General features: G+C 63.5%; 16 protein-coding genes. 9 read left to right on the top strand and 7 right to left on the bottom strand.

The window, feature by feature from the left end; all coding sequences use genetic code 11:
- Positions 1–51: 51 nt before the first annotated feature.
- Together CCUG20998_RS23345 and CCUG20998_RS23340 are read right to left on the bottom strand one after the other, a co-directional pair.
- On the bottom strand, positions 52–582 hold the full coding sequence (locus tag CCUG20998_RS23345; RefSeq protein ID WP_020729550.1) for a hypothetical protein: 531 nt from the start codon (positions 580–582) through the stop codon (positions 52–54).
- Positions 579–1,313 (bottom strand): hypothetical protein, encoded by a 735-nt coding sequence (locus CCUG20998_RS23340; RefSeq protein WP_020729551.1) that lies wholly within the window; start codon positions 1,311–1,313, stop codon positions 579–581. The genes CCUG20998_RS23345 and CCUG20998_RS23340 overlap by 4 nt, the downstream gene beginning before the upstream one ends.
- 151 nt (positions 1,314–1,464) lie before the next feature.
- On the opposite strand from CCUG20998_RS23340, the gene CCUG20998_RS23335 reads away from it, so the two are divergent.
- On the top strand, positions 1,465–1,881 hold the full coding sequence (locus CCUG20998_RS23335; protein WP_012396240.1) for a hypothetical protein: 417 nt from the start codon (positions 1,465–1,467) through the stop codon (positions 1,879–1,881).
- Between the two features lie 26 nt (positions 1,882–1,907).
- Here CCUG20998_RS23335 and CCUG20998_RS23330 read toward each other — a convergent pair whose 3' ends face one another.
- Both CCUG20998_RS23330 and CCUG20998_RS23325 read right to left on the bottom strand, forming a co-directional pair.
- Positions 1,908–2,198, bottom strand: coding sequence for an Mtp family mycobacterial-type pilin (locus tag CCUG20998_RS23330; protein WP_020729552.1), 291 nt, complete (start codon positions 2,196–2,198; stop codon positions 1,908–1,910).
- A gap of 199 nt (positions 2,199–2,397) precedes the next feature.
- Positions 2,398–2,982, bottom strand: a complete 585-nt coding sequence (locus CCUG20998_RS23325) for a TetR/AcrR family transcriptional regulator (RefSeq protein ID WP_050674626.1) — start codon at positions 2,980–2,982, stop codon at positions 2,398–2,400.
- 84 nt (positions 2,983–3,066) lie between these two features.
- On the opposite strand from CCUG20998_RS23325, the gene CCUG20998_RS23320 reads away from it, so the two are divergent.
- Genes CCUG20998_RS23320 through CCUG20998_RS23305 form a run of 4 tightly spaced genes read left to right on the top strand, consistent with a single transcriptional unit; the run spans position 3,067 to position 5,527 of the window.
- Entirely contained in the window at positions 3,067–3,816 is a 750-nt protein-coding gene (locus CCUG20998_RS23320; RefSeq protein WP_020729555.1) for a hypothetical protein, read from the top strand.
- Between the two features lie 2 nt (positions 3,817–3,818).
- Positions 3,819–4,625: a hypothetical protein gene (locus tag CCUG20998_RS23315; RefSeq protein ID WP_020729556.1), complete on the top strand. Its 807-nt coding sequence runs from the start codon at positions 3,819–3,821 to the stop codon at positions 4,623–4,625.
- 2 nt (positions 4,626–4,627) lie between these two features.
- A complete protein-coding gene (locus CCUG20998_RS23310; protein ID WP_020729557.1) occupies positions 4,628–5,233 on the top strand; it encodes a cytochrome c oxidase subunit 3 in 606 nt (201 codons plus the stop codon).
- Between the two features lie 3 nt (positions 5,234–5,236).
- Positions 5,237–5,527 carry a cytochrome C oxidase subunit IV family protein gene (locus tag CCUG20998_RS23305; RefSeq protein WP_012396234.1) on the top strand — a complete coding sequence of 97 codons (291 nt, stop codon included), beginning with the start codon at positions 5,237–5,239 and terminating at the stop codon, positions 5,525–5,527.
- Positions 5,528–5,545: 18 nt separating this feature from the next.
- Here CCUG20998_RS23305 and CCUG20998_RS23300 read toward each other — a convergent pair whose 3' ends face one another.
- Complete coding sequence (locus tag CCUG20998_RS23300) at positions 5,546–6,820, bottom strand: cytochrome P450 (protein WP_020729558.1); 1,275 nt, start codon at positions 6,818–6,820, stop codon at positions 5,546–5,548.
- 160 nt (positions 6,821–6,980) lie between these two features.
- Here CCUG20998_RS23300 and CCUG20998_RS23295 point away from each other — a divergent pair, with 160 nt between their 5' ends.
- Positions 6,981–7,565, top strand: coding sequence for a TetR/AcrR family transcriptional regulator (locus tag CCUG20998_RS23295; RefSeq protein WP_015357134.1), 585 nt, complete (start codon positions 6,981–6,983; stop codon positions 7,563–7,565).
- 2 nt (positions 7,566–7,567) lie between these two features.
- Here CCUG20998_RS23295 and CCUG20998_RS23290 read toward each other — a convergent pair whose 3' ends face one another.
- Positions 7,568–7,999 carry a hypothetical protein gene (locus CCUG20998_RS23290; protein ID WP_020729559.1) on the bottom strand — a complete coding sequence of 144 codons (432 nt, stop codon included), beginning with the start codon at positions 7,997–7,999 and terminating at the stop codon, positions 7,568–7,570.
- On the bottom strand, positions 7,996–8,760 hold the full coding sequence (locus CCUG20998_RS23285) for an enoyl-CoA hydratase/isomerase family protein (protein WP_012396230.1): 765 nt from the start codon (positions 8,758–8,760) through the stop codon (positions 7,996–7,998). The genes CCUG20998_RS23290 and CCUG20998_RS23285 overlap by 4 nt, the downstream gene beginning before the upstream one ends.
- 143 nt (positions 8,761–8,903) lie before the next feature.
- Between CCUG20998_RS23285 and CCUG20998_RS23280 the strand changes: the two genes are divergently transcribed.
- The 3 genes from CCUG20998_RS23280 to CCUG20998_RS23270 all read left to right on the top strand — a co-directional run bounded on the left by CCUG20998_RS23280 (position 8,904) and on the right by CCUG20998_RS23270 (position 12,037).
- A complete protein-coding gene (locus CCUG20998_RS23280; protein WP_020729560.1) occupies positions 8,904–9,326 on the top strand; it encodes a lipoprotein LpqH in 423 nt (140 codons plus the stop codon).
- A gap of 93 nt (positions 9,327–9,419) precedes the next feature.
- A complete protein-coding gene (locus CCUG20998_RS23275) occupies positions 9,420–10,601 on the top strand; it encodes an amidohydrolase family protein (protein WP_020729561.1) in 1,182 nt (393 codons plus the stop codon).
- On the top strand, positions 10,598–12,037 hold the full coding sequence (locus CCUG20998_RS23270) for a FadD3 family acyl-CoA ligase (protein WP_020729562.1): 1,440 nt from the start codon (positions 10,598–10,600) through the stop codon (positions 12,035–12,037). The genes CCUG20998_RS23275 and CCUG20998_RS23270 overlap by 4 nt, the downstream gene beginning before the upstream one ends.
- Positions 12,038–12,119: the final 82 nt, after the last annotated feature.

Raw genomic sequence — 12,119 nt, 5'->3', positions numbered from 1 at the left:
CTAACACCGTACGTGCATCCGACGGTATGGCAGAGAACCCAAACATGACAATCACATGGGATCGAATCTCTCGATAAGCCAAGAACTATTGACCTTTGTCAGCGTTACCCGAATGCTGCTCGACGTCACAATCGGTTCCGGCTTCTGCTTGCTGGCGGTCTTCTGTTTGACAAATACCAGCACGACAGCCGAATTCGGGTGCAGCTCAGCCACCGCCGCCCTGACCACGCTGGCCGTGGTGGTGACTCGGCCGCGCTGCGCGGCCGGGCCGACGACCTGATCTGCGAACTGTCGGTAATACGTCAAGTAGTTGTCGGTGAGGCGGGATCTAGCGTTGGCGAAATCATGGTCGAGGGTGTCGGGGGAGTAGGACAACAGAGCCACAGCGCCGTCGCTGGCCGCGGTGACAACCTGTTGTGCCGCCGCATCATCGGTCTGTAGATCCACTCGGTAGACGAAGTAGAAGTAGCCGGCGCCGAAAGCGACTGCCGCCACCAGTGATGTTGTCAGCAGGATTGCGCGCCAACGCCGCAGGCAACGACGCGTCCAGCGCTTAACTGCTGCGGCACCGGCGACTTTCACGGGACGAATTCAACTTTGGAGATCTTGAGCTGGGTGCCGTCGCGTTCGACGTTGACGACGATCCGCCAAGACCGTGTTTCGGGCTTCGTCTGATCGGGCTTGACGATGTCAGACTTAGCCGCAATCAGCACGATTGCCGAGTCGTCGGTCATGGACTCGACGGCGACAGCTTGGACGGCGCCTTTGATATGGACTTTGGACTGCTCGACCGCCTTGACGAAGTCCTCGGCGCTCATCAATATGCCGGCCTTGAATATCCCGGTAGTGCTGTCGACGAAGCGCTGCACGTCGTCTCTGGCCTTGCTCGAGTCAATCGACATCATTGTCAGGACCGCGTTGCGGGCCGCGGCGGAATACGCTGCGGCGCGCTCGCGTTGCGCGACGGCGTTGTGGTGGTGCCACAGTAGAAACCCGCTGGCACTCAACGAGGCGCAGATGACCACAAGCGCGCCCGCGGCCGCCAAGGCCTTTCGGCTGTGGCGATGCCCTCGCCCGCGGCGCGTTGGTGTTCTCGTGGGTTCCTGTTCGTCGGGGGCGGCGCTGGCATCGGGATCGGTTGAGGCCGCTTCGGCGAGTTCGCGAAGCCGGGTGGCGCGGGCACGAGCGGAATCAGCGCGGGCCTGTGCCCGCGCGAGTAGGTCTGCTTCGGCAGCCGCGTCGGCTGCGCCGGTGACCCCTGCCCCCGGATCCTCGGTATCGAGCGTCTGTGCTGGAAGCTCGCGCGGCGGCATGGATCACCTCCTGGTCCGCACCTATCGGAGAGCCACATTATCACTGGCAAATAAGAGGTCTGGAGCGATTGCTACCGCCGGTGAATCAGTGGCTCTCCGTGAAACAGAATTTCCTTCCCAAATTCAGTCGCCGCTGTGGCAAAGTGATTTTGTGCGATTCATTGTGGCATCGGTCGCCGCAGTGCTGGGTTCAGCAATGTGGGCGGGCCTGCCGGTGGCGCCGTTGGCCGTCGCCGAGCCGAGCACGTGCGACTACCCGGATTGCACACCAGGTATCAGGCCGCACGTTGTGCTCGGTGCGCCGTGTGACAGCACCACCTACTACGTATTCGGGACTGCCGACTACTACGTGTCGTTCGCCACGCAGCCGGGGCGGCTGATGTTTTGCGGCTCGCCCAGAAGATATGAGCCCCGGTGGTTTCGGTCGCCGCCAATGGCCGGCATCAAGGACGAGAACTCCTCGTGTACCGATTTCCCGGAGTATTACGTTGCGCAAGCGCCAGACGGGCTGTTCCTGGTGTGTGTTGCCCACGACGGCAGACAAGCCTGGGAGCGCGGCGACACCTAATCCGTGCGACCGGCGCACGGCCGAAGCTAGGGCAGCATGTTCGGGATCTCGGGCCAATCTTGGAAGGGGCTCGGCCCGAAGTAGTCGCGGTCGTGCAGCGTGCCGTCCATGTCGCGGTGATGAGCGTCATGGCAAGTGGTGGGATCCCATTGCGGTCCCCAGGCCGGGTCGAACGGCTGGCCCGGACACCAGTGGTATCCCACAAACGGCCAGGGCGGATCGTCCGCGTGGGCCCTGGCTGCGGCGCCCACACCGATGAGCCCGAACCCGGTGAGCACCAAGGTCGTCGCGGCGACCGAGCGAGCGACTTTGCTCATGGTGGAAACGTTACCGGAAAAGGCGTTCCCGTTGGCGGCGGTTGTCGGTCGACTCCGGTTGATCACCGGGACTAGTTGGATCCGAATTCACCTGTAGCGCTGTGGCGTAGGCGATTTAGGGCGGCAGTGGGACTCAACACCCCGGGGAGCTGCTGGGTAACGGGGACGGTGAGGGGGACGGCGATCCGTAGAGCGCGGACTAGCCTTCGCCGGTATCCATCAGCCGACTGGTGATGCGCCGTAGCTGGGTACGCAGCGTCGCGTCATCGACATCGGCGACCAACGGGTGCAACACGCCGACGGCTATGGCGCCGGACAACATGGCCGCCAGCACGCGGGTGTCTTGGCCCGCGTCGCCAATCAGGACGCCATAGAGCCGCTCGATGAACCGCTGAAACGGCTGGTGCTCGGCCAACAGCCGGACGATGACCGGATCGAACTGCAGGGTGCTGGCGGCGCCGCGGCGCTCGACGGCCAACTCGATGACGCGATCCAGCAGCAACTCACGCGCCTGGGAAGGATGGTCGTGCGCCTCGGCGGCTTCCAAGGCCCCTTCCAGGCCACCGAGTTCGCGTTCGGTGAGCGCGATGACGATCTGTTCCTTGGTCTTGAACTGGTGATAGACGGCCGCCTTGGTGACGCCGACGGCGTCGGCGATCATTTGCAGCGAGGTCCCGCCTACGCCGTGCTCGGCGATCAAGCCCAGCGCGGCGTCCAATATGCGCACCTGCGCGGCGCTGCGTGTGATGACACGAAACTGATTGCGGGACTGGGAGGACACCACACCGGGAGCCTAGCCGATCGGCTATTGACCGAAAGTAGCCGATCGGCTAGTTTCGCTGACTAGCGGGCCGGGAAGGAGTCACCGGTGGGCGAGGTCGGCGAAAGCCAGGTGGATGCGCGGGGTGTGCGCAGGCGCACCGACGGCGAGCTGATTCTGTTGTGGACCTTGCCCGCCGCGTCGGTCATCTGGATAGCCGCGTTCCTCTTGTTTCCGGGGTTCCTCCCACCCATGTCGCCGACGATGCCCGCGGAGCGGGTGGCCGCGTTCTACCGCGATCCGGCGAACCTGCCGCGCATCCGCTACAGCATGATCCTGTTCAACTGGTTCGGCGTCTGCCTCATCCCGATCCTGATCCTGCTCGTGTTGCAGATCCGCAGGATGGCTCATCGCACGCCGATCTTCTCCTACTGCATGCTCGGCTGCGTGGCCGGCGGCCCAACACTTTTCCTCATCGCCAACGTCTGTTGGCTGCTGGCCGCCTTTCGCCCGGAACGGGAACCGCAGCTGACGCAGCTGCTCAACGACTTTGCCTGGATCACCTTCACCACTGTGGTCCCTTTCCTCATCGGACAGAGCGTGATCCTGGCCCTGGCGATCTACTTCGATGACTCCGCGCATCCGGTGTTGGGGCGCTGGGTGGCGCATTTCAACATCGTTGTCGCGGCCGCGCTGACCCCGGCGGCATTCGTTGGGCTGGCATTGACCGGTCCGCTGGCGTGGGACGGGGCGTTGTCGTTCTGGCTGAAGAACATTGCCATCGTGGTGTGGATCGTGGTGATGGGCGTGGTGTTGGGCCGGTGCCTCTACCGGGAACAAGCGCAGTGCCGGCAGTGAGGGTGTCAACCGGTGACCGGCTGGGGGCGCCAGCCGGGGGGCCCGCGGGGCCACTGCCACGCCGGATCGTCTGGCAGTGTCGGCACAACCCGAAGCGCGAGCTGTGGCTGGCCTGGGGGACACTGGTTGTCTTCTACAACATCTTTTTCGTGGTGTTCTTCCTGGTCACCCGAACCCAGCCGCCGCCGGATCCCGGGTGGGATGATGCGCGGGTCGCGCAGTGGTTCCAGGACAACCACTTTGGGATCCTGGCCGGGTTTGCCGTGATGTTCGTCATCACCGCCATGACGACGATGAGCAACGCCCTGATCGCCTATTCGATGCGCCGGATGTCCATCAGCCGGGCGTTCACGTATTCCTACCTGATCCTGTACTCGCTCAGCGCGATCCCGGGCATGCTGCTGATGTGCATCGCGCTGACGGTCGCAGCGATGCGCCCCGGCCGTGACCCGAGGCTGATCCACTGGATCTACGACTTCGCCTTCCTATCGTTCGTGGGCACCATGGGCGTGTTCCTGATCGGCTCGCTGGTGTGGATGCTGGCGATTCTCATCGACCGCAACCGGGTGTTCCCAAAGTGGTTCGGATATCTCAACCTGTGCAATGCACTCACCGAGATCGTTGTGTCGCCGGCGTGGATCTTCCGCGGCGGGGTATTGGCGTGGAACGGTCAGATTGCCTGGTGGCTCGACATGGTGGTATTCGGTATCTATACCGGGGTTTTCATCGTTCTGCTGAGGCGGATGATCCAGCGTGAGGACTTCGGCACCGGGCCGCTGCCGGATCTCCCGGTGCGAGAGCCGGCGTAGCGATGACCGAGCTTTCCGGTACCGGCACCCGGCAGGATGCGGACAGGCAACCCACGTTCGTGCCGGGCCAGCCCGACATGTGGGCGTTTGTACTGTTCGAAACGCTGGTATTCACGGCGTATTTCGGGTTCTACCTGTTCAATCGGGGGCGAAGTCCTGAACTGTTCTCGAGCGCCCAGGCGCAGCTGGACCTGCGGATCGGCACCTTCAACACCCTGGTGTTGTTGCTCAGTTCGTGGTCGGTAGCGCGATGCGTTCAGGCGGCTCGGGCCGGCGCATACCGACGGGGGTTGCGGGACGTCTTGCTCACGGCGTGTCTCGGTCTGGTGTTCATGGTGTCCAAGGTGGCCGAGTGGGCCAAAGCGGCCCCGCTGGGAAACGGACTGGCCGGCAGCGATTTCTTCACGTACTACTACTTTCTCACTGGAATCCACTTTGTCCACCTAATGATCGGCTTCGTAGTCCTGGGCATCATCGTGTTTGAACTACGTGGTCCGGCAACGAGATCGCGGCGAATCCAGGAGCTGGTGGAAACCTGTGCCACCTACTGGCACACCGTGGACTACCTCTGGGTGCTCATTTTTGCGCTGCTGTACGTGGTGAGGTGATCGGTGGGGCAGAAATTCAATACCAGGCTGTTGGTCGTCTGGGTGATTCTGGCGTCGCTCACGCTGACCTATCTGTGGATGGACCGCTACATCGACCCCGGATCGCCAAGCCCCAGCAGGGTGCTCACGGCAAGCGTGATCGTGATCGCCCTTGTCAAGGTGCGCATCATTTTTCGGGAGTTCATGGAGGTGCGTCAGTCCCCGAAACTGCTGCGCCGGCTGACCGACGCGTGGGTGATTCTGATCGGCATCAGCCTGTTCGGGAGCTACGCCGTAGGGCTGGCGCTCGGGTAGCCCGGACGGAATCGAGCGCTAGCCCGCGGGAGTGAAAGTGATGTGGAGTTCGGTGAGTCCACGCAGTATGTAGGTCGGCTCGTAGGTATACCGACGGTCTTCGGCGGGGCCGTGCCGGTCTTCGTTGATGGCGATGTCGAGCATCCGGTCCAGAATGCGCTCCAGGGAGACACGACCCTCCACGCGTGCCAGTGGCCCTCCCGGGCAGGAGTGCACTCCGCGCGCGAAAGCCATGTGCTCGCGAACATTCGGGCGATCCAAACGAAATTCATGGGGGTCCTCGAACCGGCGTGGGTCGCGGTTGGCCGCGCCGGGCAATACCATCACGACGGTGCCGGCGGCGATATCGAGCCCACCCACTGTGGTTCTCTTGCGGGCCAGCCGCGAGTCGCTCTTGACGGGGCTATCCATCCGCAATGATTCCTCGATGAAGTTTGTTATGAGGCTGCGGTTTTCGCGTAGCTGTCGCTGGATGTCCGGCCGGTCGCCGAGTACCCGCATGGCGGCGGTCAACAGCTTGGCGGTGGTTTCCTGACCGGCCGCGAACAGGAAGGTGGCCGATCGAACCACGTCGATGACCTCCGGCGTCGAACCGTCCGGGTAGGTCGCGGTGGCCAACGCTGTCAATACGTCGTTGCGCGGTTGGCGCCGCCGGTCCTCGATGTAGGCACTGAACTTGTCGTCGAGCCACTGCAGTGGGTTGACGCCCACCGATTCATGGTCGAGTGCGCCGACTCGACCCATCCGGTCGGCGCCCAGCACAACGCGGAAGCCCTTGCGGTCGTCCTCGGGTACGCCGAGCAGGTCGGCGATCACCAAAGTGGCAAAGGGCTTGGCGTACTCACTGATGAACTCGCATTCGCCGGCGCCGAGAAATTCATCAAGCTGGCGATCGGCCAGCCTCCACATGAACTCTTCGTTCTGTTTGAGCCGGCTGGGGGTCAGTAGCCGGCTCAGAATCGACCGCGCCCGACTGTGCTCCGGTGGGTCCATGGTGACCATGTGCTCGTACATCGGAAACTGTTCGCGATGGGCGTCGATCTGGGCGTTGACGTCGTCACCGTTGGGTGTAAAGGGCAGCGGCGGGAACGGGCCACCGAGCGCGACGCAGTTGGAAAAGGAGTCGGTGTCCTTGTATACCGCGGTCGCCTCCTCGTAACCGGTGACCGCGACGACGCCGTACTGGGGTAGCCGCAGTACCGGGCTTTGGCGTCGCAGGTAGTCGAAGTAGGGATGTGGGTCCGGGATCAGGGACGGGTCAGTGAAGAAGTCGATGGATTCGTAGCTGCTCATTGCGTGCGTGCCTCCCATGACCGGCTGGCGCCGCCGGAGAATCCCATTTCCGCTGCGCTGAGCACCTGCTTAGCATGGCGGTAATGTCACGGTCAAGGGCGCGCGCGGCGATACGATCGTGGCGAGCCGTCCGGTTTTGTGGAGAGTACGGAGCAAAGGCATGACATCGGCCCGTCGGATCGGGGCGCCTGACGCGAAGAATCGTGGCGTGCTCCTCGACACGGCCGAACAACTCATGATCGAAGAGGGCTACGCGGCGGTGACGTCGCGCCGGGTGGCGAGTGAGGCCGGACTCAAGCCCCAGCTGGTGCACTATTATTTCCGCACGATGGAGGAGCTGTTCCTCGAGCTGTTCCGCCGCCGCGCCGAAGCGGGTCTGCGTGCGCAGGCCCAAGCGCTGCAGTCACCGAAACCGCTGTGGGCGTTGTGGAGACTGGGCAGCGATCCGGCCTTTGCGCGTATTTCGATGGAGTTCATGGCCTTGGCCAATCACCGCAAGGCGTTGCGGGCCGAAATCGCCCACTACGCGGAGCGGTTCCGTGATGAACAGCGACGGGTGATCACCGCGGCACTGCAGCGCTACGGCGTGGACAGCCAGGACGTTCCGCCGGTGGTGTGGACGGTTCTGATGGCCAGCCTGTCGCGCTTTCTGGTGCTGGAGAAGGCACTTGGCATGTCTGGTGGTCACGCCGAAACGATCGAGTTGGTGGAAAGCTACCTGCGCCGGTTAGAGGGCGAGCCCTAGGTTCACCAGATTCGTAGCGAACAGAGGACGCCGCGGGGTCCGTCTTTGGAGACCTTGACCACCCCGTCCACCGTCAGGTCGCAGTGAAACTGCGGCGTGCCCTGTTGCCTGCCGGTGCTCGCGGTGACCACCGCCCATTGGTCGGGGTTGGCCAGCATGACCTGCATGGTCCACGGCTTCCCTGGTGCGATATCGGCCTGGATGTTCGGGGTGAACTGATAGTTGTTGTGGCTGTAGTCGGAGAAGACTGCGGGGTCTTGGTCCCCGTAATAGATGTCGGCGTAGATGGGGCTCTTGGCGGAGACGGTGTAGGTGACCTGATGCATGGGCGGGTCGTCCGCGTATGACTTGGGCGCGCCGGCAAGCGCACCAGTCATGGTTGCAATCGCGGCGACCGTAACTGATCGCAGGACCGGTTGCCTGTTGCTGGTCATGTCGCTCCTTCGGCTCCCGGTCCACGGTTGGGGGTACGGTTCATCACCCGCTCTGCGGCTTGCCAGTGCGCATCCTCAACCCATAGCCGGGCAAAGGACGCTATCGCCTCATCTGGTGAAGTTCCGTTGATTACGCGTTTGACCTCGGCCGCCGGACGCCGTGCCAGCGATCTGGCCAGCGACCGCCAGCCGCCGTCGGTCGAGTCGAAGGACGCACGCGGGAACACCAGATCCACCAAGCCAATTCGCTCGGCCTCAACGGCATCGAGTGCAATCCCACTGCCCGCCAACAGCAGCGCCTTGCTCTTGCCGACCACCGCGGCCAACCGCTCGGCGCCGCCCCACGCCGGCATGATCTCCAGCAGCACCTGATTGAAGGCGATCTTGATATCGTCGGCGGCCACCCGGATATCGGCCGCGACGGCGACCTCGGCTCCACCCCCGAATGCGTGTCCGTTGAGGGCGGCGATCACCGGTGCCGGAAACGCGGCGATCTGATCGCAGATGGACCGCATCCGCTTCGCCATCGCCGAGGCGTCTTCCAGGGTGCGCAGCGCGCTCAATTCCTTGAGGTCGCCGCCGGAGACGAAAGCTCGATCGCCGGCGCCCTTGATCACCAGGGCCTGTGCTCCCGCTGCCGCGTCGAGCGCATCCTGCAGCTGTGCCATGGTCTCCAAACCGATGGCATTGCGCGCGTGGGGGCGATCGATGGTCAGTACGGCTAGCCCGGTGTCGAGCTCATCAAATTCCAAGTCCACCATGTGGTCAATGCTCCTGAACGCGCCATCAAAGAGCAAAATCAGTGCTCGGATAACTGCCCGCCGGTATAGGCATTCTCTTCAACGGAGAATAGCATCATCGCTGCAGGTCCAGAAGGCGCGTCGCGCGGAATCGAGGTGGCCGGGTGCGCAATCCGATCAAGCTGGCGTTCGTGTGTGTGCTCGCGTCAGCCGGTCTGACCGGCTGCGGCTCGTCGTCGGGCTCGCAGCTGGCCAGCACGGCGTCGATGACCGTCAACGGCGCCGACGTGCATCCAAGCGTGGTGCGGTGCACCCAGATCGAGTGGTACCGGACCATCCAGATCGGAGACCAAGCCTCCGGGGTCAGGGTCCTGATCGACCAGGGGGCGCGGCCAATGATCGCGAAGTCGGTTCGCATCACCAATCTGGGGGGCTTCACCGGGATGTACGCCCAGGGCGACGGCGGCGACGCGGGCCTGCACTTCAGCGATGGCCGATTCACCATCACCGGGAACGCCGACGGGTACAACACGGACAAGCCCGCCGAGCCCACGACGGCCGCATTTCGGATCAGCGTCAACTGCTGACCGGGCGCAATTGTGGGTAGCACGCGCAGTGACGCCCGTTGCAGCCGCCGAGATATGAGAATAGTATTCTCCTTAATCGCGAAGGAGGATTCCATGTCGTCGGCTGCTCTGTCATATCCGCTCTTCGACGCGGACAACCACCTCTACGAAACCGAGGAGTCGCTGACCAAGTACCTGCCCAAGCAGTACCGGGGCGTGATCCAGTACGTCCAGGTCAACGGGCGCACGAAGATCGCCATACGCGGCCAGATCAGCGATTACATCCCCAACCCCACCTTCGAGGTGGTGGCCAGGCCCGGGGCGATGGAGGAGTACTTCCGGATCGGTAACCCGGATGGAAAGAGCCGGCGGGAGATCTTCGGCGAGCCGATGCGCTCGATTCCGGCGTTCCGCGAACCCGGTCCGCGGTTGGAGCTGATGAACGAACTGGGCGTCGACCGATCGTTGATGTTCCCCACCCTGGCCAGCCTCATCGAGGAGCGGATGCGCGACGATCCGCTGCTCATCCACATAGTGGTGCACGCACTCAACAAATGGCTGCACGAGGAATGGGGCTTTCGCTACCAGGACCGGATCTTCACCGTGCCGGTGGTCAGCCTGCCGATCGTGGAGAAGGCCATCGAAGAACTGGACTGGGTGGTCGAGCGGGGTGCCCGCGCGGTCTTGGTGCGCCCGGCTCCGGTGCCCGGATATCGCGGCCCGCGGTCGTTTGCGTTGCCGGAGTTCGATCCGTTCTGGCACCGCTGCGTCGAGCACGACGTGCTGGTCGCCATGCATTCCTCGGACTCCGGGTACGCCCGCTACACCGCCGAGTGGGATGGCGGCGACAAGGAGATGCTGCCCTTCCAGACCAATGCGTTCTCCATGCTCAACGAGTGGCGCCCGGTCCAAGACGCCGTCGCGTCGTGGGTGATTCACGGCGCGTTGTACCGCGTTCCGCGGCTCAAGGTCGCGGTCATCGAGGCTGGCTCGAAATGGCTGTTCCCGTTGCTCGATCAGCTGGCTGATGTCTACAAGAAGACTCCGGAAAGCTTCCCCGGCGGCGACCCGGTCGAAGAGATCAAGAACCGCATCCACATCAGCCCGTTCTACGAGGACGGCATCGCGGATCTGATCAAGCTGATCGGTACCGACCGGGTGCTCTACGGCTCGGACTATCCGCACCCGGAGGGGCTCGCGCAACCCCGGCACTACGCCGACGCGCTGCAAGACCTCAGCGTCGATGACCAGGCAAAGATCATGGGAGGCAACCTCGCTCGGCTGATGTCGGTGTGAACGAATGGCAGACCATCCCCGAGATGGTCTTGAGCGCGGGTGAGCGTTTCGGCGATGCGGAAGCCATTGTCGACGGGTCGTTGCGGATCACCTTCACCGAGCTGACTAATCGGGTGCGCCGCGCCGCGGGTGCGTTCGCGGCGATGGGCATCGACAAGGGGGACCGCGTTGCCGTCTGGGCGCCCAATTCGGCCGAGTGGATCATCGCCGCTTTCGGGCTGCTGACCGCTGGAGCGGTGCTGGTCCCGGTCAACACGCGCTTCAAGACGGACGAGGCCGCCGACATCATCCGGCGCAGCGGGGCCAGAGCGGTGCTTTTCGAAAAAGGATTCTTGGGAATGGATTTCACCGTTCCAGACGGCATCCCGGCGATCGATCTGCGCTCCGGCTTCCTGGAGTGCGGCAAGCCGTTCGAGCGTGCGGTCAGTGGATCCGACATCGCGGACATCGTCTACACATCGGGTACCACCGGGCGGCCCAAGGGCGTGATGATGGATCACGCCCAAACATTGCGCCACTACGCCCATTGGTGTGATCGCGCGGATCTACGCACCGGCGACCGCTACCTGATCGTCAACCCGTTCTTCCACATCTTCGGGTACAAGGCCGGCTGCATCGCGTCGCTGCTCAGGGGCGCCACCATCATTCCGGTACGTGTCTTCGTCCTCGACAACGTGCTGGAATTGATTGAGCACGAGCGAATTACGATGCTTCCTGGGCCTCCGACGCTGTACCACTCGCTACTGTCCGCTCGAGGTCAGCGGGATCTGTCGTCACTGCGGGCGGGGGTGACCGGCGCCGCGGATATTCCGGTGGAACTGATTCGGCGGGTGCGCACCGAGTTGCCGTTCCAAACCATCATGACCGGCTACGGCCTTACCGAGGCCGGAACGGTCACCCTGTCCAAACCGGAGGATTCGTTCGAGGACATCGCCACCACCGCGGGTCTCGCCTGCGACGGCATCGAGCTGGCAACCGCCGACGACGGCGAGATCTTGGTGCGCGGATCCAACGTCATGAGGGGCTACCTCGACGATCCGGTTGCCACCGCCGAAGCCATCGATGGCGAGGGCTGGCTACATACCGGAGATCTCGGCACCATCGACGAAACCGGCCGGCTGCGCGTGGTCGGCCGCAAGAAGGACATGTTCATCGTCGGCGGCTTCAATGCCTACCCGGCCGAGATCGAGGGCTTTCTGATGGAGCACGAGGCGGTCGCACAGGTGGCCGTCATCGGCGTTCCCGACGATCGGCTCGGACAGGTCGGTAAGGCGTTCGTGGTTCGCCAGAGCGGCAAAAGTGCGCTCAGCGCTGAGGATTTGCTGGGTTGGTGCCGGGAACGGATGGCGGGATTCAAGGTCCCGCGTTCGGTGCGCTTTGTCGATGCGTTGCCGCTGAATGCGACCGGAAAGGTGGTCAAGGACCTGCTCCGCTAGGGCGTGGCTTCGCGATATGCTGCGCGTCGAGAAGCATATTTCCGCAAGTAGAAGCTACTTTCATCAGTGGTGTAGCTTTGGG

It is taken from the genome of Mycobacterium marinum, from assembly GCF_003391395.1.
Lineage (GTDB): Bacteria > Actinomycetota > Actinomycetes > Mycobacteriales > Mycobacteriaceae > Mycobacterium > Mycobacterium marinum.
Note: the sequence above shows the minus strand (reverse complement) of the source record. Positions and strands in the feature narration are given on the sequence as shown.